This window comes from Streptomyces clavuligerus (assembly GCF_005519465.1).
Lineage (GTDB): Bacteria > Actinomycetota > Actinomycetes > Streptomycetales > Streptomycetaceae > Streptomyces > Streptomyces clavuligerus.
The window spans coordinates 809,575-831,034 of record NZ_CP027858.1 but is presented as its reverse complement, the minus strand read 5'-3'; the positions used below and the strand labels follow the sequence as shown (position 1 = coordinate 831,034).

At 73.0% G+C, this 21,460-nt stretch carries 18 protein-coding genes; 6 read left to right on the top strand and 12 right to left on the bottom strand.

Annotated features, from left to right (window positions below):
• The first annotated feature begins 5 nt into the window (after positions 1–5).
• A complete protein-coding gene (locus CRV15_RS03360) occupies positions 6–830 on the top strand; it encodes an inositol monophosphatase family protein (RefSeq protein WP_003954504.1) in 825 nt (274 codons plus the stop codon).
• Between the two features lie 51 nt (positions 831–881).
• On the opposite strand, the gene CRV15_RS03355 is transcribed toward CRV15_RS03360, so the two are convergent.
• On the bottom strand, positions 882–1,703 hold the full coding sequence (locus CRV15_RS03355; RefSeq protein WP_003962333.1) for a nucleotidyltransferase domain-containing protein: 822 nt from the start codon (positions 1,701–1,703) through the stop codon (positions 882–884).
• Positions 1,704–1,810: 107 nt separating this feature from the next.
• Here CRV15_RS03355 and CRV15_RS03350 point away from each other — a divergent pair, with 107 nt between their 5' ends.
• From CRV15_RS03350 to CRV15_RS03335, 4 genes are all read left to right on the top strand, one after another.
• Positions 1,811–3,226 carry a phytoene desaturase family protein gene (locus CRV15_RS03350; protein ID WP_003954506.1) on the top strand — a complete coding sequence of 472 codons (1,416 nt, stop codon included), beginning with the start codon at positions 1,811–1,813 and terminating at the stop codon, positions 3,224–3,226.
• A 109-nt stretch (positions 3,227–3,335) separates the two neighbouring features.
• Complete coding sequence (locus tag CRV15_RS03345; RefSeq protein ID WP_003954507.1) at positions 3,336–3,851, top strand: O-acetyl-ADP-ribose deacetylase; 516 nt, start codon at positions 3,336–3,338, stop codon at positions 3,849–3,851.
• Positions 3,852–3,944: 93 nt separating this feature from the next.
• Complete coding sequence (locus CRV15_RS03340; protein ID WP_003954508.1) at positions 3,945–5,420, top strand: DNA-3-methyladenine glycosylase 2 family protein; 1,476 nt, start codon at positions 3,945–3,947, stop codon at positions 5,418–5,420.
• A gap of 12 nt (positions 5,421–5,432) precedes the next feature.
• Positions 5,433–5,936, top strand: coding sequence for a methylated-DNA--[protein]-cysteine S-methyltransferase (locus tag CRV15_RS03335; RefSeq protein WP_003954509.1), 504 nt, complete (start codon positions 5,433–5,435; stop codon positions 5,934–5,936).
• A 118-nt stretch (positions 5,937–6,054) separates the two neighbouring features.
• On the opposite strand, the gene CRV15_RS03330 is transcribed toward CRV15_RS03335, so the two are convergent.
• From CRV15_RS03330 to CRV15_RS03320, 3 genes are all read right to left on the bottom strand, one after another.
• Positions 6,055–6,777 (bottom strand): SIR2 family NAD-dependent protein deacylase, encoded by a 723-nt coding sequence (locus CRV15_RS03330; RefSeq protein WP_003954510.1) that lies wholly within the window; start codon positions 6,775–6,777, stop codon positions 6,055–6,057.
• A gap of 286 nt (positions 6,778–7,063) precedes the next feature.
• Positions 7,064–7,570 carry an NUDIX domain-containing protein gene (locus CRV15_RS03325; RefSeq protein ID WP_003954511.1) on the bottom strand — a complete coding sequence of 169 codons (507 nt, stop codon included), beginning with the start codon at positions 7,568–7,570 and terminating at the stop codon, positions 7,064–7,066.
• 28 nt (positions 7,571–7,598) lie between these two features.
• Positions 7,599–8,726, bottom strand: a complete 1,128-nt coding sequence (locus tag CRV15_RS03320) for an ADP-ribosylglycohydrolase family protein (protein ID WP_003954512.1) — start codon at positions 8,724–8,726, stop codon at positions 7,599–7,601.
• Between the two features lie 92 nt (positions 8,727–8,818).
• Between CRV15_RS03320 and CRV15_RS03315 the strand changes: the two genes are divergently transcribed.
• Complete coding sequence (locus CRV15_RS03315) at positions 8,819–9,973, top strand: glycerate kinase (protein WP_003962334.1); 1,155 nt, start codon at positions 8,819–8,821, stop codon at positions 9,971–9,973.
• A gap of 236 nt (positions 9,974–10,209) precedes the next feature.
• Here the strand turns inward: CRV15_RS03315 and pssA are convergent, their stop codons facing one another.
• From pssA to CRV15_RS03275, 8 genes are all read right to left on the bottom strand, one after another.
• Positions 10,210–11,070, bottom strand: a complete 861-nt coding sequence (pssA, locus tag CRV15_RS03310; RefSeq protein ID WP_174391391.1) for a CDP-diacylglycerol--serine O-phosphatidyltransferase — start codon at positions 11,068–11,070, stop codon at positions 10,210–10,212.
• The gene (locus CRV15_RS03305) at positions 11,057–11,713 is read right to left on the bottom strand and encodes a phosphatidylserine decarboxylase (RefSeq protein WP_003954516.1); all 657 of its coding nucleotides are present in this window, start codon (positions 11,711–11,713) and stop codon (positions 11,057–11,059) included. The genes pssA and CRV15_RS03305 overlap by 14 nt, the downstream gene beginning before the upstream one ends.
• A gap of 168 nt (positions 11,714–11,881) precedes the next feature.
• Entirely contained in the window at positions 11,882–13,087 is a 1,206-nt protein-coding gene (locus CRV15_RS03300) for an acyl-CoA dehydrogenase family protein (RefSeq protein ID WP_003954517.1), read from the bottom strand.
• 2 nt (positions 13,088–13,089) lie between these two features.
• The gene (locus tag CRV15_RS03295) at positions 13,090–13,671 is read right to left on the bottom strand and encodes a MaoC family dehydratase (protein WP_003954518.1); all 582 of its coding nucleotides are present in this window, start codon (positions 13,669–13,671) and stop codon (positions 13,090–13,092) included.
• A gap of 5 nt (positions 13,672–13,676) precedes the next feature.
• Entirely contained in the window at positions 13,677–14,645 is a 969-nt protein-coding gene (locus CRV15_RS03290) for an HpcH/HpaI aldolase/citrate lyase family protein (protein WP_003954519.1), read from the bottom strand.
• A complete protein-coding gene (locus CRV15_RS03285; RefSeq protein ID WP_003954520.1) occupies positions 14,642–16,693 on the bottom strand; it encodes a protein meaA in 2,052 nt (683 codons plus the stop codon). Before CRV15_RS03285 ends, CRV15_RS03290 begins: the two co-directional genes overlap by 4 nt.
• Positions 16,694–16,704: 11 nt before the next feature.
• Positions 16,705–18,042: a crotonyl-CoA carboxylase/reductase gene (gene ccrA, locus CRV15_RS03280; RefSeq protein WP_003954521.1), complete on the bottom strand. Its 1,338-nt coding sequence runs from the start codon at positions 18,040–18,042 to the stop codon at positions 16,705–16,707.
• A 520-nt stretch (positions 18,043–18,562) separates the two neighbouring features.
• The gene (locus CRV15_RS03275) at positions 18,563–21,397 is read right to left on the bottom strand and encodes a glycosyl hydrolase family 95 catalytic domain-containing protein (protein WP_003962338.1); all 2,835 of its coding nucleotides are present in this window, start codon (positions 21,395–21,397) and stop codon (positions 18,563–18,565) included.
• Between the last annotated feature and the right edge of the window lie 63 nt (positions 21,398–21,460).

Below are 21,460 nucleotides of genomic sequence, written 5' to 3'. Positions count from 1 at the left end.
GACGGATGATCGATGAATTTCTTGCCGGGGACCTGTCCGCTGTCGAGGAGGCGATCCACAAGGCCGCCGCCGCCGAGATCCTGCCGCGCCACCGCCGGCTGGCCGAGGACGAGATCACGGCCAAGAGCGGCCCGCACGACCTGGTGACCACCGCCGACCGGCTCGCCGAGGAACACCTCACCGCCTCCCTGACCGCGCTGCTGCCCGGCTCGGTCGTCGTCGGCGAGGAAGCGGTGGACCACGACCCCGCCGTGTACGAGGCCCTGCACGGCGACGCGCCCGTCTGGATCGTCGACCCCGTGGACGGCACCCGCCAGTTCGTCCGCGGCGAGGACGGCTTCTGCACCCTCGTCGCCCTCGCCGTCCGGGGCGAGACCCTGGCCTCCTGGACCTACGCCCCCGCCCTCGGGCAGATGGCGACGGCGATACGCGGCGCGGGCGCCTGGCTGGACGGGGTGCGGCTGAGCTCAGGCGAGCCCGCGCCCGGAGCGGAGATCGAGGTGGCGACGTCCCACCCCGACTACACCACCGACGCCCAGAAGCGGGCGCTGCTCGGGCTGCGGGTGCCGGGGGTGCGTCCGCGCCCCTGCGGCTCGGCCGGGCTGGAGTATCTGGCCGTCGCCCGGGGCGCGCTCGACGCGGTCGCCTTCAGCTGGGAGTACGCCTGGGACCACGCCGCCGGACTGCTGCTCGTGAGCGAGGCGGGCGGGGAGCACCTGACGGTCTCGGGGGAGCGGTTCCGGCTCGGCGGCGGCAACGCGCTGCCGTTCACCGCCGCCCGCTCGGCCCGCACCGCCGAACGGGTCCGCGCGCTGCTCACCGCCCAGTAACCGCCGGGACCGACCGCGCGGGCCGCCGGGACGCCCGGCCGCCCGCGCGGTTCAGGTCCACAGCGCGCGGACCTCGCGCACCACCGCGTCCGCGAGCCGTACCGCGTCCCGGTCCAGGCCCGTCAGCGCCCGCGTCACCCGCCCGGCGAAGTCCGCCGGGGTGTCCGGCAGGGCCGCCGCCCCCGCGAGCGCGCCCTTCTCGTTGAGGCACCACACGCCGTGATGCGCGTACAGGGACTGCGTCAGCACCCCGAACGCGCGGGCGAGGCAGAGCGCCCCGTGGAGCGTGTCCCCGGAGCCCACCGACCTGTCCGCCGCGGCCACCGAGAACTCCGCCTCCCAGGACGCGGCGGTCAGCGCCGCGCGCAGCGCGGGCGGATAGCGCCCGGCCGCCTCCTTCAGCGCCGTGAGCGCCCCCGACGGGTCGGACAGGACCCGGCCGAGTGCCACCTCGCCCGGGTAGGCGGGCGACCAGAAGCCCAGCGGGTGCCCGGCCTGGACCCCCACCTCGTAGCGGCCCTCCCGGCACCCCTCCCAGACCCGTTCCACCCGGTCCAGATCGCGCAGAATCCAGTCCACGGGCACCCCGCCCACCCGCAGCCACGCCCCGCCGTTCACCCAGGGGCCCCAGCCGCCCGGACCCGCGACCGCCACCGGCCCGCCGGTCAGCTCCGCCGCGAGCGCCGTCAGCGCCCCGACGTCGACCGCGCCCCGGTAGTAGACGCCCAGATCCCAGTCGGAGTCCGGCCGGTGCGCGCCCCGGGCCCGGCTGCCGCCCAGGGCCACGGCGACCACGCCGTCCACCTCCGACAGCCGCCCCACCATGGCCCGTACGGCCCTGTCTCCCGCTGCTTCGTCGTACACAGTGCTCATCGCGGTGGACCGTACCCGGGTCCGTACCGCCGGTGCGCGGGAATATCCTGGGGACCTGTCCATCGGATGACGACATCGGATGACGAAGGAGTCCGCGCGTGACACCGATGCTCGACGCCGTCGTGGTGGGTGCGGGCCCCAACGGGCTGACGGCCGCCGTCGAACTGGCCCGCAGGGGACTGGCCGTCGCCGTCTTCGAGGCGAAGGGGACGGTCGGCGGCGGCGCGCGCACCGAGGAGCTGACCCTGCCGGGCTTCCGGCACGACCCCTGCTCGGCCGTGCATCCGCTGGGCATCGGGTCGCCCGCGTTCGCCCGGATGCCGCTTCGGCGCTACGGGCTGGAGTGGCTCCACCCCGAGCTGCCGATGGCCCACCCCTTCGACGACGGCACCGCCGCCGTGCTCTCCCGTTCCGTCGCCGAGACCGCCGCGTCCTTCGGGGCGCGGGACGCCGGTACCTACCGGCGGCTGATCAGCCCCTTCCTCGGCCGCTGGGACGTCCTCGTCCGCGACTTCATGTCCCTGCCGCTGACCGCCCTGCCCCGGGACCCGCTGGGGCTCGCCCGCTTCGGGAGCGTGGGACTCCTGCCGTACGGCTGGCTGATGCGCCGCTTCCACGAGGACCGGGCCCGGGCGCTGCTCGCCGGGCTGGTCGCCCATGTCATCGCCCCGCTGAACGGCGTGGCGACCAGCGGGGTCGGGCTGCTCTTCGCGCTCGCCGCGCACGAGAAGGGCTGGCCGCTGCCCCGGGGCGGCTCGCAGGCGATCGCCGACGCCCTCACCGCCTATCTGCGGGACCTCGGGGGCGAGGTCACCACCGGTTTCGAGGTGAAGCGGCTGGACGACCTGCCGCCCGCGCGCGCCTATCTCTTCGACACCTCGCCGACCGCGCTCGCCCGGATCGCGGGGCTCGGCCACGCCTACGCGCGCTACCGGTACGGAGCCGCCGCCTTCAAGATCGACTACGCGCTCGACGGGCCCGTGCCCTGGACCGCGCGGGAGCCCCGGGTGGCGGGCACCGTCCAGATCGGTCCGGGCAGCCGGGACATCGACACCGCGCTGAAGGCCGCCACCGGGGGCAGCGCGCCCGAGCGGCCCTTCCTGATCACCGCCCAGCCCAGCCTGGTGGACCCCTCCCGGGCGCCCGAGGGCCGCCAGGTCTTCTGGGCGTACGGCCATGTCCCGCACGGCTGGCGCGGCGACCTGACCGACGCCGTCGAGCGGCAGATCGAACGCTTCGCCCCCGGGTTCCGCGACCGGGTCCTGGCCCGTGCCACGGCGGGCCCGCCGGTGCTGGCCGAGCGCAACGCCAACTACGTCGGCGGCGACATCGCCTGCGGCGCCGCGAGCGGCCTCCAACTGCTGCTGCGCCCTGGGCCCACGCTGTTCCCGTACACGACCCGGCACCCGTCGGTGTTCCTCTGCTCGTCCGCGGCCTGGCCGGGCCCCGGGGTGCACGGCATGTCCGGGCACAACGCGGCGAAGGCGGTCTGGCGGGCGCTGCGGAAGGCGGACGCGCGGTGACGGGGCGACGCGCCGGGGTGGAGGGCGGACGGGTGATGACGGAGCGACGTGCAAGGGCGGAAGGCGGACGTGCGATGACGAGGGACGTACGGTGACGGAGGGACGGGTGATGACGGAGATCAGGCTTGTCCGGGGCGACATCACGGAGATGTCCGTCGACGCGATCGTCAACGCCGCGAACTCCTCCCTCCTCGGCGGGGGCGGCGTCGACGGCGCGATCCACCGCAGGGGCGGCCCGGAGATCCTGGCGGAGTGCCGGGCGCTGCGCGCGTCGCACTGGGGACGGGGCCTGGCCACGGGGGAGGCTGTCGCCACGACGGCGGGGCGGCTCGCCGCCCGCCATGTGATCCACACGGTGGGCCCCGTCTGGTCCGCCGACGAGGACCGCGGCGGGCTGCTCGCGCAGTGTTATCGCAGCTCGCTGCGGGTGGCGGCGGAGCTGGGCGCGGAGACGGTCGCGTTCCCGGCGATCTCCACGGGGGTCTACCGCTGGCCCCTGGACGACGCGGCCCGCATCGCGCTCGGCACCGTCGCCGAGAGCGCCGCCCCGCCGGTCCGGACGGTCTGGTTCGTCCTCTTCGACGCCCCCGCGTACGCGGCCTTCGCGGCGGTACACACCCGCTGACCCACTGAGAGAGCGGCGGCCAGTACCTGGCAGCGGCAGGGTGATGTCGTTTTTCCGCCAGCATCAGCGTCCTCCGGGGCGGATTCTTGAGGCATGCACACCGACACCGAGCGCTGTGTCCGCGCCGTCCAGTCGAAGGACTCCCGTTTCGACGGGTGGTTCTTCACCGCCGTGCTGACCACCGGGATCTACTGCCGGCCGAGCTGCCCGGTGGTGCCCCCGAAACCCGAGAACATGACCTTCTACCCCAGCGCCGCCGCCTGCCAGCAGGCCGGATTCCGGGCCTGCAAACGGTGCAGGCCCGACACCAGCCCCGGGTCCCCGGAGTGGAACGCGCGCGCCGACACCGTGGCCCGGGCCATGCGGCTGATCGGCGACGGGGTCGTGGACCGCGAGGGCGTACCGGGGCTCGCCGCACGGCTCGGGTACTCCACCCGGCAGATCGAGCGGCAGATCGGCGCCGAGCTGGGCGCGGGCCCGCTCGCCCTGGCGCGCGCCCAGCGGGCCCAGACCGCGCGGCTGCTCATCGAGACCACGGCGCTCCCGCTCGCCGAGGTCGCCTTCGCGGCGGGCTTCTCCTCCGTCCGCACCTTCAACGAGACCGTCCGCGAGGTCTTCGCCCTCGCCCCGGGCGAGCTGCGGGCCCGCGCCGCGCGGTCCGCCGCCGCGCCCGTGCCCGCGCCCGGTGTGATCACCCTCCGGCTGCCCTACCGCGAACCCCTCGACCCCAGCAATCTCTTCGGCCATCTCGCCGCGACGGCCGTCCCCGGTGTCGAGGAGTGGCGCGACGGCGCCTACCGGCGCACCCTGCGCCTCCCGCACGGGCACGCCACCGTCGCCCTCGCCCCGCGCCCCGGGCACATCGCCTGCCGGCTCGCCCTGACCGATCCGCGCGACCTCACCATCGCGATCAACCGCTGCCGTCGGCTGCTCGACCTCGACGCCGACCCCGTCGCCGTGGACGAACGGCTCCGCGCCGACCCGGTGCTGCGGCCCCTCGTCGACGCGGCCCCCGGCCGCCGGGTGCCGGGCACCGTCGACGCGGCCGAGTTCGCCGTCCGGGCGGTCCTCGGGCAGCAGGTCTCCACGGCCGCCGCCCGGACCCACGCCGCCCGTCTGGTCCGGGCCCACGGTGAGAGCATCATGGACCCGGAGGGAGGGCTCACCCATCTCTTCCCCCCGCCCGCCGCGCTCGCCGGTCTCGACCCCGAGGCCCTGGCGCTGCCCCGCAGCCGCCGCACCACCCTCACCACCCTGGTGACGGCCCTGGCCGACGGCTCGCTCGGGCTCGGCGTCGACAGCGACTGGGAGGAGGCCCGCGCCGTTCTGCACGCCCTGCCGGGCTTCGGCCCCTGGACCGTCGAGGTGATCGCCATGCGCGCCCTCGGCGACCCGGACGCCTTCCTCCCCGGCGACCTCGGTGTCCGCCGCGCCGCCCACGCCCTCGGCCTGCCCGCCACCCCCGCCGCGCTGACCGCGCACGCGGCCGGCTGGCGGCCCTGGCGCGCCTACGCGGTCCAGTACCTCTGGGCCACCGACGACCACCCCGTCAACCATCTCCCCAGCTAAGGAAAGACCGCCATGACCAGGCAGCACACGGTTGCCGACAGCCCCTGCGGGGAGCTGACCCTCGTCGCGACCGACGGGGTCCTCAGCGGCATCTACATGACCGACCAGCGCCACCGCCCCGACCGGTCCGCCTTCGGCGAGCCCGACGCCCGTCCCTTCACGGAGGCCGTCCGCCAGCTCCAGGCGTACTTCGACCGCGAACTGACCGTCTTCGAGCTGCCGCTGCGCCTGGAGGGCACCGACTTCCAGCGCAGGGTCTGGGACCGGCTGCTCACGATCCCCTACGGGGAGACCCGCACCTACGGCGAACTCGCCGAGGAGCTCGGCAACCCCCGGGCATCCCGCGCCGTCGGCCTCGCGAACGGCAAGAACCCGGTGTCCATCGTCGTCCCCTGCCACCGGGTCATCGGCTCCACCGGCAAACTCGTCGGCTACGGCGGCGGGATCGACCGCAAGCGGGGCCTGCTCGCCTTCGAGGCCGGGCGGGACACCGCCCACGAAGAGGCGCTCTTCTGAGACCCGGGCCGAGATCCGGGCCGAGATCCGGGCCGAGACCCGGGCCGAGACCCGGGCTGAGATCCGGGCCGAGACCCGGGCTGAGATCCGGGCCGGGGGGGCGACCCCGGGCCGGGTCTCAGGGCTCCAGCGCCGCCAGCAGCCGGGGCAGCGCCGTACCGATCGGATCGCGGACGATCTCGTCCGCGATCCCGTCGTACGGCGTGGGCTCCGCGTTGACGATCGACAGCCGGGCGCCGTGTTCCGCCGCGATCCCCACCAGGGAGGCCGCGGGCTGCACCTGAAGACTCGTCCCCACCGCCATGAACACATCGGCGGCCCGCGCGATCGCCACCGCCCGCGCCAGCACCTCCGGGTCGAGCGGCTGCCCGAACATCACCGTCGCCGACTTCAGGACGGAGCCGCACACCCGGCACGGCGGATCGTCCTCGCCCGCCGCCACCCGGGCGAGCGCTTCCGCCATCGAGGAGCGCGCCCCGCAGCCGGTGCACACCACCGACCGCATCGTGCCGTGCAGCTCCAGCACCTTGCGCTCCGCGATCCCCGCGCGCTGATGCAGCCCGTCCACATTCTGCGTGATCACTCGCACGGCGAATCCGGGCCGTCGCTCCAGCGCGGCGATCGCCCGGTGCGCGGCGTTGGGCTCGGCGCCCCACGCGGGACTGGTGCTCCGCATCAGCCAGGACCGGCGGCGGATCTCCGGGTCGGACAGGTAGCAGTCGTACGTGACCAGCTTCTCGGCCTCGGGGTCACGCCGCCACAGCCCGTTCGGGCCCCGGTAGTCGGGGATACCGGAGTCGGTGGAGACACCCGCCCCGGTCAGGATCGCGACAAGACTCATACGACGACCCTAGGTCGTGCCGTCGGCATCCCGTCTGCGGTGCGACGCCTTGCACGCACATCTGCTGCGTTGTCGTCAGTCGCCGATGGCCCCCTGGGCCCGGCGGCCCGGGAGGGACCCCCACCGCATGGACTCCCTCCTCCGCCTTGCATCTGCACGCATCATGCGCCGAACCGCCCGTTTTCCGGACGGACGGCGCTATGGTGACGACACTCCCCTAGGCCGTGCTGTCGGCATCCCGTCCGCCCGGTGCGCGCCGACCCGGTACTTCCCGAGGCCGCGGTCCTCACCCGGGCGAACGCCCGGTGTCCACCGGCAGGCCGTCCACCAGTTCCACCGGGCCCCGGCCCGCGCGCAGCCCGTCGAGGGCGGCGGCCACCCGGGAGGCGAGCGCCCCGGGGAGGTGGCGCGGCAGTTCGGCCGGGGGTACCAGGCGCCAGGAGAGCAGTTCCGCCTCCTGGAGCCGGATCGTCTCCAGCCGGTCGTGGGGGAGGACGCCGCCGTCGTACACATACGCCGCGATCGGCGGGCGGTTCGGGGCCCGTACCCAGTCGACGGCGAGCAGCGGGCCCGGGGGGACGGCGAGGCCGATCTCCTCCAGGGTCTCCCGGTGGGCCGCCTCCCGGGGGGTCTCGCCCGCGTCGGACTCGACCGTTCCGCCCGGCAGGGTCCAGCCGTCCCGGTAGTTCGGCTCCACGATCAGACAGCGGCCCTCCGGGTCGCGGATGAGCAGGGCCGCCCCGGCGAGCACCCGGGGCAGCGAGGCGATGTACGCGGCGTAGTCCATGGTCATGCCCGCAGCCTAGGCCGCCCGTACCTCGTCACCCGGGTCCGTCGGCCCCGCCGCGGACGGCCTCGGGCGGCGTACTCCCCGCCGGTACGGTCGCCGCCAGCCGTGCCGTGCGGTCCGCCAGGTCGCTGATGCGCGCCCCGTCGAAGCCGATGACGGCGCTGCGCACCCGGTCCCGCAGCGGCTCGGTCCACTGGCGCGGAATGCCGTCCGCGCCGCACAGCACCCCCGCGACGGAGCCCGCGGTGGCCCCGTTCGAATCGGTGTCCAGACCGCCGCGCACGGTCAGGGCGACGGTGGCGGTGAAGTCGCCCTCGCCGTAGAGCAGCCCGGCGGTGATGACGGCGGCGTTGGGCACGGTGTGGATCCAGTGCAGCCCCCGGGTGCGCTCCTCCAGCTCGGTGAGGGTGTCGGACCAGGTCGCCCCCGCCGTGTGCAGCGCCGCGGCCTCCCGGACCGTACGGGCCAGTCTGCCGTCCGGCGGGATCTGCTCCAGGGAGGCCGCGACCGCCTCGCGCGGCCCGTCCGCCGTGAACGCGGCGGCGATCAGCGCGGCGGCCCACATCGCGCCCTGGACCCCGGTGCCCCGGTGCGACAGGACGGCGTCCCTGCGGGCGAGCGCGGCGGCCCGCGCGGGGTCGCCGGGGGAGGTCCAGCCGTACACGTCCGCCCGGATCAGCGCCCCGATCCACTCCTGGTACGGGTTCTCGTGCGTGGCCGTGCGCGGCGGCGTCAGCCCGTTCACCAGATTCCGGTACGCGACCCGTTCGGCGGTGAACGTCTGGAGGTACGGCAGCCTCCGCAGCCACATGTCGCCCACCTGCTCGGTCGTGAAGCCGAAGCCGTGGGCCTCCAGCAGGTGCAGCCCCAGGACCGTGTAGTCGATGTCGTCGTCCCGGCAGCTCCCGTGGACACGGCCCCGTACGCACTGCGGCCACTCGGGGCGCAGATCGAACTCGCCTTCTCCCGCGTCCGCCGGGGGAGGGGGCAGATAGTCGGTGAGCGGCAGCGCGCCCGTGCGCCGCAGATAGCGGTCGATGCGCTCCCGGGTCCAGTACCCGCCGCGCTCCACGGGTTTGCCGAGCATGTTCCCGGCGATCCGGCCCAGCCAGCCGCCGTGAATCCGGTCGGCCGTCTCCGAGTGGTGCTCCAGTCGCATGTCTCCGGTTGTACCCCGTCCGCCGCTGGCAGGTGCGGCGACCCGGCGGATAGGGTCGGCGCGGCGCGACGGCCGGGCGAAGGGAACACGGTGTGACGGACCTCGGGCACGGCGGACGGGACGGACGGGACCGCTCCGGTACGCGGGTTCTGGTCGCGCCCGACAAGTTCAAGGGCTCGTTGACCGCCCTCCAGGTCGCCGAGCGGGTGACGGCGGGGCTGCGGCGGGCCCGGCCCGGGCTCCGGGTCACCGCGCTGCCCGTCGCCGACGGCGGGGACGGCACGGTCGCGGCGGCGCTGGCGGCGGGGTTCACCGGCCGTACGGCCAGGGTCACCGGACCGCTGGGCGAGCCCGTGACGGCCCGCTGGGCGCTGCGCGGGGACACCGCCGTCGTCGAGCTGGCGGAGGCGTCCGGTCTGCGGCTGCTGCCGCCCGGGGTCCTCGCCCCGCTGACGGCCACCAGCCGGGGCACCGGCGAACTGCTGCGCCGCGCGCTCGACGCGGGGGCACGGAAGATCGTCTTCGGTGTCGGCGGCAGCGCCACCACCGACGGGGGCGCGGGCGTGCTCACCGCGCTCGGAGCGCGGCTGCTGAACGGGTCGGGGGCCCCCGTCGGACCGGGCGGCGCCGGACTCGCCGCGCTGGCCTCGGTGGATCTGCGCGGACTCGACCCCCGGCTCTCCACGACCGAGATCGTCCTCGCCTGCGACGTGTCCAACCCGCTGACCGGGCCGACGGGCGCCGCCGCCGTCTACGGCCCGCAGAAGGGCGCCGACGCGGACGGGGTGGCCCTCCTCGACGCGGCCCTCGTCCACTGGGCCTCGCTGCTCGGACCCGCGCTCGCGGGCGCCCCGGGCGCGGGCGCGGCGGGCGGGGTCGGCTACGCGGCGCTGGCCGCCCTCGGGGCCCGGATGCGGCCGGGGATCGAGGTGCTGCTCGACGTCCTCGGGTTCGCCGCCGCGCTCGACGGTGTGGCCCTCGTGGTCACCGGGGAGGGCTCGCTCGACCGGCAGACCCTGCACGGCAAGGCCCCCGCGGGGGTGGCCGCCGCGGCCCGCGCCCGGGGGATCGAGGTGGCCGCCGTCTGCGGCCGGCTCGCCCTCACCCCCGGGGAGCTGGAGCGGCTGGGCATCCGCCGGGCCTATCCGCTGCTGGAGCTGGAACCCGACCCGGCGCACTCCCTGGCCGGGGCGGGCGCCCTGCTGGAACGGGTGGCCGAACGGATCGCCGCCGACTTCGCCCTCTGAGCCCCGGATGCCCCTGAAGCCCGTGAAGCCCCATGGGGCCCCTCACACCCTGCGAGCCTCCTCACGCCCCACGCACCCCTCACGGCCCTGCGGGCCTCCCCACACCCGCGAGGCCCCTCACCCCGGCGAGGACACCGGCGGCCTCCCGCGGCCCGCGGCGGCCGGACGGGCCCGGACATGCCGGAGGCCCGGGTGCCTCAGGCACCCGGGCCTCCGGTCGTGGGAGCGGAGCGGCGTCAGGAGTGCTGCGCCGCCCGCGCCTCCCGCCGGTTGTACCGGAAGGTGTTCACCCTGCGCGCCGTGGCGAAGAGCGGGATCACCGCGCCCAGCACCACCTGGAGCGCGCAGCCGGTCTGGAGCAGCAGATGCCCGCCCGGCGCGTCGAACGCCCAGGCCGCGAGCAGCCCCATCGCGGAGACGATCCAGCCGAGCATCGCCACCGCCAGGATGCCCCGCGGCTTCGGGTACTCGACCCGGCTCACCATCAGCCACGCCGTACCGATGATCGCCAGCAGGGTCGGGATGAACGGCAGCTCCAGCAGGACGATGGAGACCACCGTGAGCGCGCCGAAGGGGCTCGGCATGCCCTGGAACATCCCGTCCTTCATGGTGACGCACGAGAATCTGGCCAGGCGTAGCACCACCGCGAGCAGGACGACGATCGCCGCCACCGCCGACACCTTCTGATGGGCGTCGTCGGCGACCATCCCCCAGACCAGGACGAAGTAGGCCGGTGCGAGTCCGAAGCTGATCAGGTCGGAGAGGTTGTCCAGCTCCGCGCCCATCGGCGAGCTGCGCAGCTTGCGCGCCACCAGCCCGTCGAACAGGTCGAAGATCGCGGCAGCGAGCATCAGGATCACGGCGGTGGCGGCGCTGTGCCGCGCCATGCCGGACTCCTGGCTGCCGTTGACCACAGGGATGAGGATTCCGGTGGTGGTGAAGTACACCGCCATGAATCCACAGGTCGCGTTACCGAGCGTGAGGGCGTCCGCTATCGAGAGCCGCAGCGAGAGGGGCATCTCCTCCGCTTCGTCCTCGGCGTCCGCCTCCGCCTCGGCGACCCATCCGGCCTGTGTGTCAGGATCAATCACGGTCAATGCGAGTCACCCCCGCGGTCGTGGTCTGACCGACCTCGACCGCGACCTCGACACCCTCGGGAAGATAGATGTCGACGCGCGAGCCGAAGCGGATCAGACCGATGCGATCGCCCTGCTCGACCTTCGTGCCCTGCGGCACGTACGGCACGATGCGCCGGGCGACCGCGCCGGCGATCTGCACCATCTCGATGTCGCCCAGCTCGGTGTCGAAGTGCCAGACAACGCGCTCGTTGTTCTCGCTCTCCTTGTTGAACGCCGGAACGAAGCCACCGGGCACATGCTCGACCGAGGTCACCGTGCCCGCCAGGGGTGCGCGATTCACATGAACGTTCAGCGGGCTCATGAAGATCGCGACACGGGTGCGGCCGTCCTTCCACGGCATGATGCTCTGCACCACGCCGTCGGCGGGCGAGATGACCCTGCCCTGAGCGATCTCACGCTCGGGGTCGCGGAAGAACCACAGCATGCCCGCCGCGAGCGCGGTGGCGGGTACGGCGACGGCCGCGGCACGCCGGGAGCGGCGCGCGCGGACAAGGCTGACTGCGGCGGTGGCGACGGTCGGCAGGAGCCACGGCGATGCTCCGCGTGCGATGCGTACGCCGGAAAGGCTGTCGCGGGGTGCAGAGGTTTGGCTGTGGGGCATGGATGACCTTCGTTGCGGACGATGCCGCGCTGCTGACGAGGACGGCGGCTTTCCATCGATGCTATCGGGTGCAAGCGGTAACTGGGAAAGCCAGAAGCCGAGTCGACGGCCGGAAGCCGATGACTCGGTGTGATCTTCTTCTCTGGCAAAATACAGTAAAAGTGACATTCATCCCTGGATTCGATACTCCTCCAGGAGCCTGCGACCGATGATCATTTTCTGGATCTCGGCGGTTCCCTCGCCGATCAGCAGCATCGGGGCCTCCCGGTAGAGCCGCTCGATCTCGTACTCCTTCGAGAAGCCGTAGCCGCCGTGGATGCGGAAGGAGTCCTCGACGACCTCTTTGCAGTACTCGGCGGCCAGGTACTTCGCCATCCCGGCCTCCAGGTCGTTTCGTTCCCCGGAGTCCTTTTTGCGGGCCGCATTGACCATCATCGCATGCGCCGCCTCCACCTTGGTGGCCATCTCGGCCAGGCGGAACTGGACGGCCTGGTGCTCCGCGATCGGCCGGCCGAAGGTGTGCCGCTGCTGGGCGTAGGAGACGCCCAGCTCGAAGGCGCGCCGGGCCACCCCGCAGCCGCGGGCGGCCACATTGACCCGGCCGACCTCCACTCCGTCCATCATCTGGTAAAAACCCCGGCCGGTGGCCCCGCCGAGCACCCGGTCGTCCGGTATCCGCAGCCCGTCCATGATCAGCTCGGTGGTGTCGACCCCCTTGTACCCCATCTTCTCGATCTTCCCCGGGATGGTGAGACCGGGCCTGACCTCGCCGAAGCCGGGTTCCTTCTCCACCAGGAAGGTCGTCATGGACCGGTGCGGGGGCGTGCCCTCGGGGTGTCCTTCGTCACTGCGGACGAGGACGGCCACCAGGGTGGAGGTCCCCCCGTTGGTCAGCCACATCTTCTGGCCGGTCAGCAGGTGGTCCCCGCCGTCGCGGACCGCCCGGGAGGTGATCGCCGACACATCCGAGCCGAGGCCCGGCTCCGACATCGAGAACGCCCCGCGCACCTCGCCCAGGGCCATCCGGGGCAGAAAGGTCTCCCGCTGCTCCCGGGTGCCGTGCTGCTTGATCATGTAGGCGACGATGAAGTGTGTGTTGATGATCCCCGAGACGGACATCCAGCCCCGGGACAGCTCCTCCACACACAGGGCGTAGGTGAGCAGTGACTCGCCGAGACCGCCGTACTCCTCCGGGATCATCAGACCGAAGAGCCCCAGCTCCTTGAGCCCCTCCACGATCCGGGTGGGGTACTCGTCCCGGTGCTCCAGCTCGGTGGCGACCGGCAGGATCTCCTTGTCGACGAAGTCCCGGACCGTGGCCAGGATCTCCTGCTGGACCTCGGTCAGCCCGTGGGTCTGGGCGAGTCGCGCCATGATCAGCTCTCCGTGCTCGTCGGGTTCGGGACGGGTGCGGCGGGGGCCGGTGCCCCCGGCGCGGCCGTGGCGGCCCGCGGGGGCGCGGCCGGGACGGGGCGCCCCGGCTGCTCCCCGCCGCGCGCCGCGATGTACTCCTGGGTCGGGACCATCACCGTGCGCCGGAAGACGCACACGAGGGTGCCGTCCTGCTTGTACCCCCGGGTCTCCACCTGCACGACACCCCGGTCCGTCTTCGACCGGGACGGTGTCTTGCCGAGCACCGTGGTCTCGCCGTAGACGGTGTCGCCGTGGAAGGTCGGCGCCACATGCCGCAGCGACTCGATCTCCAGATTGGCGATCGCCTTCCCCGACACGTCCGGGACCGACATCCCCAGCAGCAGCGAGTAGACGTAGTTGCCCACCACCACGTTCCGGCCGAAGTCGGTCGAGTGCTCGGCGTAGTGCGCGTCCAGATGGAGCGGGTGGTGGTTCATCGTCAGCAGACAGAAGAGGTGGTCGTCGTACTCGGTGATCGTCTTGCCCGGCCAGTGCCGGTACACGTCCCCGACGGTGAACTCCTCGTAGGTACGGCCGAACCGCATCGGGCTCACACCTCCGGGGGCAGGAAGACGGAGGTACGGGTCATACCGGCGGCGCGGCCCTTCCCGGAGACGACCAGCGCCATCTTCCGGCTGGCCTCGTCGATCATCTCGTCGCCGAGCATCGCGGAGCCCTTCTTCCCGCCCGCCTCGGAGGTGTAGTAGTCGTACGCGTCCAGGATCAGCTCGGCGCGGTCGTAGTCCTCCTGCGCGGGGGAGAAGACCTCGTTGGCGGCCTCCACCTGGCCCGGGTGCAGCACCCACTTGCCGTCGAAGCCGAGCGCGGCGGCCCGCCCCGCGACCTCGCGGAAGCCGTCCACGTTCCGGATCTGGAGATAGGGGCCGTCGATCGCCTGGAGGTTGTGCATCCGGGCGGCCATCAGGATGCGCATCAGGATGTAGTGGTAGGCGTCCGCCGGGTAGCCGGGCGGCTGCTCGCCCACGACGAGGGTCTTCATATTGATGGACGCCATGAAGTCGGCCGGGCCGAAGATGATGGTCTCGGTCCGCGGCGAGGCGGCGGCGATGGCGTCCACGTTGACCAGACCGGCGGCGTTCTCGATCTGGGCCTCGATGCCGATCCGCCCCACTTCAAGACCCATCGTCTTCTCGATCTGGGTGAGCAGCAGGTCCAGCGCCACGATCTGCTGGGCGTCCTGCACCTTGGGCAGCATGACGCAGTCCAGGTTCTGGCCTGCGCCCTCCACGACGGTGACCACGTCGCGGTAGGTCCACTCGGTGGTCCAGTCGTTCACCCGGACCACCCGGGTCTTGCCGCTCCAGTCGCCCTCGTTGAGGAACTTCACGATCGTGTGCCGGGCCTCCGGCTTGGCGAGCGGGGCGCAGGCGTCCTCCAGATCCAGGAAGACCTGGTCGGCGGGGAGCGCCTGGGCCTTCTCCAGGAAGCGCGGATTGGAGCCGGGGACCGCGAGACAGGAGCGGCGCGGACGCAGTCGGTTCACGGCCGGACTGCTCATGGGGAGACCTCCAGGGGGTCGAGCTGGTTCGCTGTTCGGATCTCGTCGACGATACGGCTGATGATCTCCGTGATGCCGAAGTCCTTCGGGGTGAAGACGGCCGCCACCCCCGCGGCCCGCAGCGCCTCCGCGTCGGCGCCCGGGATGATCCCGCCGACGACCACCGGCAGCTCCGCCGCGCCCGCGGCGCGCAGCCGCTCCAGTACGTCGGGGACGAGCGCGCCGTGGGAGCCGGAGAGGATGGAGAGTCCCACGCAGTGCACGTCCTCGGCGAGGGCGGCGGAGACGATCTGCTCGGGGGTGAGCCGGATGCCCTGGTAGACCACCTCGAACCCGGCGTCGCGGGCCCGGACGGCGATCTGCTCGGCGCCGTTGGAGTGGCCGTCCAGGCCGGGTTTGCCGACCAGCAGCCGCAGTCGGCCGACGCCCAGGTCGGTGGCGGTCCTGGCGGTCTTCGCGCGGACGGCGGCGAGCGGGGTGCCGGGCGCGGCGGCGACCGCGACCGGGGCGGACGAGACCCCGGTGGGGGCGCGGAACTCCCCGAAGACCTCGCGCAGGGCGCCCGCCCACTCGCCGGTGGTGACACCCGCGCGGACGCACTCCAGGGTGGCGTCCATCAGGTTCTCCTCGCCCGCTGCGGCGTCCTTCAGCCGCTCCAGCGCCTGCCGGACGGTGGGGAAGACGAACGGGTCGCCGCCGCCCTGCCGGTCCGCGGACTCCTGCCGCTCGGCCCGCCAGCGGGTGACCGCCTCGACCACCCCGGCCTCCACCCGGCCGTCCACCGTCATGATCGCGGCGTCCAGGTCGGCGGTGAGCGGGTTGGGCTCGGTGCTCTCGAAGATGTTGACGCCGACGATCTTCTCCTCGCCCGCCTCGATCCGGGCCCGCCGCTCGGCGTGCGAGGAGACCAGCCGCGCCTTGAGATAGCCGGACTCGACGGCGGCCAGGGCCCCGCCCATCTCCTCGATCCGCTCGATCTCGTCCAGGCACCGGGTGACGAGGGAGCCCACCTCGGCCTCGACGACGTGCGAGCCCGCGAAGATGTCGTCGTACTCCAGCAGATCGCTCTCGTGCGCGAGCACCTGCTGGATGCGCAGGGACCACTGCTGGTCCCAGGGGCGGGGCAGGCCCAGGGCCTCGTTCCAGGCGGGGAGCTGCACCGCGCGGGCGCGGGCGTCCTTGGAGAGGGTGACGGCCAGCATCTCCAGCACGATCCGCTGGACGTTGTTCTCCGGCTGGGCCTCGGTCAGCCCCAGGGAGTTGACCTGGACGCCGTAGCGGAACCGGCGCTGCCGGGGGTCCTCGATCCCGTACCGCTCCCGGGTGATCCGGTCCCAGATACGGCCGAAGGCGCGCATCTTGCACATCTCCTCGATGAAGCGGACGCCCGCGTTCACGAAGAAGGAGATCCGGGCGACCACCTCGCCGAACCGCTCCTTGGGCACCTGGCCCGAGTCCCGCACCGCGTCGAGCACGGCGATCGCGGTGCACATCGCGTAGCTGATCTCCTGGACCGGGGTGGCCCCGGCCTCCTGGAGGTGGTAGCTACAGATGTTGATCGGGTTCCACTTGGGGATGTGCCGGACCGTGTACGCGATCATGTCCGTGGTCAGCCGCAGGCTCGGGCCCGGCGGGAAGACATGCGTGCCCCGGGACAGGTACTCCTTGACGATGTCGTTCTGGGTGGTGCCCTGGAGCAGCGCGATGTCGGCGCCCTGCTCCTCGGCGACCACCTGGTAGAGCGCCAGCAGCCACATCGCGGTGGCGTTGATCGTCATCGAGGTGTTCATCCGCTCCAGGGGGATGTCCTGGAACAGCCTGCGCATGTCGCCGAGATGGGCGACGGGGACGCCGACCCGGCCCACCTCGCCGCGGGCGAGGACGTGGTCGGGGTCGTACCCGGTCTGCGTCGGCAGGTCGAAGGCGACCGACAGACCGGTCTGGCCCTTCGCGAGATTGCGCCGGTACAGCTCGTTGGACGCCTCGGCGGTGGAGTGGCCCGCGTAGGTCCGCATGAGCCACGGCCGGTCCTTGGGACGGTGGGACATCGGCGGCGGCCTCAGTGGCTGCGGAAGCGGTTGATGGCGTCGAGATGCCGGGCGCGCATCCCGGGGTCGCGCACGCCGAGCCCTTCGGCCGGGGCGAGCGCGAGCACCCCCACCTTGCCCTGGTGGAGGTTGCGGTGGACGTCGTACACGGCCTGCCCCGTCCGCTCCAGCGGATAGACCGTGGAGAGGGTGGGGTGGATCTTCCCCCGGGCGATGAGCCGGTTGGCCTCCCACGCCTCACGGTAGTTGGCGAAGTGGGAGCCGATGATCCGCTTGAGCGACATCCACAGATAGCGGTTGTCGTACTCATGGGTGTAGCCGGTGGTGGAGGCACAGGTGACGATGGTGCCGCCCTTGCGGGTGACATACACACTGGCGCCGAAGGTCTCCCGGCCGGGGTGCTCGAAGACGATATCGACGTCCTCGCCGCCGGTCAGCTCGCGGATGCGGCGGCCGAACCGCTTCCACTCGCGCGGGTCCTGCCGCCCGTCCCCGGTCCAGAAGCGGTAGTCCTCGGCACCGCGGTCGATGACGGCCTCCGCGCCCATGGCCCGGCACAGCTCCGCCTTGCGCGCGCTGGAGACCACACAGATCGGGTTCGCCCCGCCCGCCAGCGCGAACTGGGTGGCGTACGAGCCGAGTCCACCGCTCGCGCCCCAGATCAGCACGTTGTCGCCCTGCTTCATCCCGGCGCCGTTGCGGGAGACGAGCTGCCGGTAGGCGGTGGAGTTCACCAGCCCGGGGGACGCCGCCTCCTCCCAGGTCAGATGGGCGGGCTTCGGCATGAGCTGATTGGACTTGACGAGGGCCAGCTCGGCGAGTCCGCCGAAGTTGGTCTCGAAGCCCCAGATCCGCTGCTCCGGGTCGAGCATCGTGTCGTTGTGGCCGTCGGAGGACTCCATTTCCACCGAGAGGCAGTGGGCGACCACCTCGTCCCCCGGCCGCCAGGCGGTGACGCCGGGACCGGTCCGCAGCACCACCCCCGCCAGGTCGGAGCCGATCACGTGGTACGGCAGGTCGTGCCGCCGCGCCAGCGGGGAGAGTCTGCCGTAGCGCTCCAGGAAGCCGAAGGTCGGCAGCGGTTCGAAGAGGGAGGTCCAGACCGAGTTGTAATTCACCGACGAGGCCATGACGGCCACCAGCGCCTCACCGGGGCCGAGTTCCGGCACGGCCACGTCCTCCACATGGAGGGAGCTGCGGGGGTCCTTCTCCTGGGTCGGGAGCCCTTCAAACATTCCGGTCTCGTCCTTGTGCACCGTCACGGCGCGGTAGGACTCGGGGACCGGCAGCCCGGCGAAGTCGTCGGGTGTGCTGTCCGCCGACTGGATCGCGTCCAGGATTTCCTTCACGGTGGTGCCTCCGGCGAAGCGCGTCGGGGGAGCCCGGGGGGCTCCCGCGAGGAGTGGGGGTCGATACGTGCTGCTGCTGTGGAGGTGTGCCGTCGGTTCGGCGCGGTGCTGCTGAACGCGCTGGTGGCGCGGGATGCGAAGCCTGTGACGCAGGCGTCCGGGCGCATGGGCGCGATGGCCCGCGGGGACAGCCGGCGGACGCGGAGTCCGCAGCCCGCCGGCCGCCCGGACAGGCTCAACGTATGGCACTGCGTGTCAGCTTGCAAGACACTGCGTGCCAAGAATCTCCCTCATCCGGCCCGAAGGCGCCACAGATGAGCGCGAGAGGGGCGCGGGGATGCGGGGGGCCGAGCGGGAGGAGGGTGCGGGGGAAGGCTGAGCGGCTGAGCGCGAGGAAGGCGCGGGGAACGGCCGAGCACGGGAAGGGCGCGGGGGGAACGGCGGCGCGGCCCGCCCCGGGACCGGGACGGGCCGCGCCACCGCACCGCCGTGGGACACCGCCGGACGGCGGCACGGCCGATCAGCCGGTGGCCGCCTCCAGGGAGAGGGCGAACACATGCGCCCGCGCCGTCCCCGAGGGGCGGCCCAGCGTCACCGAGACCAGCCGGCGCCCCGGGTCCACCGGCACCCGCTGATGGAAGATCGCCGACTTGGTGCCCACCGGCCCGCCCCGGGTGTGGATCTGGCTGGTCCGCACGGCCTCCGTCTCCCCGTACGCCGGACCCGACAGCCAGCCGGTCAGCCGCACCGGCACCGTCGCCGCCGTCCCGTCCGCGTACGAGAGCACCGCCGGGACCGTCACATTCCCGGTGTCGCCCGAACCCAGCACATGCAGCCGGGCATACGACCCCGGCTCCACGGCGACCCGCTGCCCCGCCGCGACCACGTTGTTCTTCGAGCCCTCACTACCGTTCGCGAACGAGAAGGTGATCTGGTCGTCCGTGGTCCGGCCGGTCTGCGGGAGCTGCGCCATCGGATAGGTGCGCCCGGTGCCGTCGAAGTCGCCGTCCCCGAAGAACATCTCGGTGGTGATGGCGTCGTTGTCGAAGTGGGCCGCCAGATCCACCGGGGTCACCCCGCCCGTCGGGCCGAGCGGAGGCAGCCCCCAGGGCTCGGCGGGCCTGGTGATCCGCACCGGCTCCACGGTGAGGTCGGGCCGGGTGCCCGCCGGATGGATCACGGCCTGGGCCCGGCGGCCCAGCTCCAGTTCCACCTCGCCGCCGCCCAGCTCGCGCCAGACCGGGGCCGGTCCCCCGACCCCCGAGACCGTCACCGGGCCCGCGATGGAGTGCCGCACCCGGCAGTGCTCCCGCTCCCCGGCGATCCGTCCCGGCGGCGCGCCCGCCTCACGGACGCGCACCCAGCGGGTCGCACCGCCCCGGCGCACCGCGCTGACCAGGAACGCCCCCTCGGTCCTGAAGTCGTGGAGCGTCACGTCCGCCCACTCGGCCGGCACCCCGGGGAAGATCCGCACCGTTCCGCCCCAGCTCTGGCAGACCATGTCGTGCAGGGTCATCGCCCCCGACAGCGGGGTCTCGATCACCGGCCCGGCCTCGTAGTACATGGTGTTCGGCTGGATGAACCGGGCCACCAGCTCCCGCAGATGGCGCAGGGCCTCGTCGCCCCGGCCCATCTGGGCGGCGATGGACGCGGCGCCGGTGAAGCTGTAGCCGCGCAGCGCGCCCTCGAAGCCGATCCAGTGCTGGAGCGAACGGGCGATCAGATCGCGGTGCTCCGGCTGGTCCCAGTTGATCAGATGGAGCGGGTAGACGGCGAGCAGGTGCGAGTAGTGCCGGTGCGACTTGGCGAAGGGCACCCCCGCCCCGACCATGAACCCCTTCTCGTCCACCGGGTGGTCGGTCAGCTTCTCCAGCACCTCGCGCCAGCGCGACTCCAGCGGATCGGACCGCTTCAGCAGCCGCACCGTCTCCAGCAGGGTGGCGCAGCTCCAGCGGATCAGCGCCAGGTCGTAGTTGCAGTCGGGCGCGCTGCCGTACTCGGGCGAGAAGGTCTTCGGCAGATGGAGCCGGCCGTCCGCCCCGGTGGTGAGGAAGTGCAGATAGTAGTTGGTGGAACGGCGCAGCAGCGGGTAGAGGACGTCCTCCAGCACCCGCCGGTCCAGGGTGTGGCGGTAGGTCAGCCAGACATTGTGCAGCGCCCAGGGGAGATCGCCCACCTCCGGGTCGCCGACCCCGGGCACCCCCACGAACCCCGCGTCGTCGCACTGGGCGTCGGTGGAGCGCCGCAGCCCCGCCGAGTCGTGCCGATAGGGCTCGCGGAGCGCGCCGATCAGGATGTCGGTGTTCTCGGCGAGGGTGCGCGGGATCGCGTCCAGCTCCAGATGGTTGGAGCCGTAGACGGGCCAGTACTCCAGCTGGGCGTTGAGGTTCCACCACACGCTCGGCCAGGGGGTCGGCTCCAGCCAGGGGCCGGTGGTCGCCATCACCGGCGCGGAGGCGCGGGCCGCGCTGCCCAGCTTGTAGAGCTGAATCCAGTAGAAGCTCTGGAGCAGTTGATCGGGTACGGACAGGAAGCTCTTCCGGTAGAACCGGTGCCACCAGTCGCGGTGGGTGCGCCGCAGCGCGGTCGCGGGCAGCGCGGCGGCCCTGCGGACGGCCGCCGTCACCCGCTGCTCCGCGTCCGTGGCCGGATGGGAGTGGGCCACGCCGAGCAGGAAGGTGCGCTCACGGCCCCGGCGGCGCTCGCGGTGGGCGGTGGCCGTCTGCCCGCCCGCGTACAGGGCCTGGGTGACGACGGTGAGGCCGTCCTCCTGCCGGGTGACGGGCGGCGGGTTGGGCGGGAAGGTCTTCGGCGGGTCCTCGCGCACGATCCGGGGGCTGATCGCGGGGGACGGGCGGAACTCCCAGCGAAAGCCCTCCTCGCCCTTGCTCGGGCGGACGGTCACCACCAGCAGCGTCCGGTCGTTGTGGACGAGGGCACGCAGCCGCAGGGTGCCGCGATCGGTGGTGATCATGCCGCTGATCTCGGCGTTCCAGAGGTCGAGCCGGAGGTCGGCGCCGGTGATGGTCCCCACCGGGGTGAGCACCAGATTGCCGACGGGCAGCCGGGCCACGCCCCACTCGTTGCCGAACTGCGGCCGGTGGTCCTGGACTTCGCTGTGGTGGACGGTGAAACGGAGGGCGTTCTCCCCCGGTTCGGCGTAGGCGATCGAGCCCAGCAGCCCGTTGCCGAGGAAGGGCCCCTCGTACCAGGTGCGGGGGAGCCGCTTCCAGATCAGGTCCTGACCGGCGAGGAAGTACTCCCACTCCTGGTCGGTCCGCATCCCGCGCACGGGGCCCGCGCGCTGCTCCGTGGCGGGTGCGGCCAGGGCGGGCGACGCGGTGCCCACCGCCATCCCGCCGACCGCGACCCCGCCGGCCGTACCGCATGCCGCCCCGGCGGCCACCTGTCCCAGAAA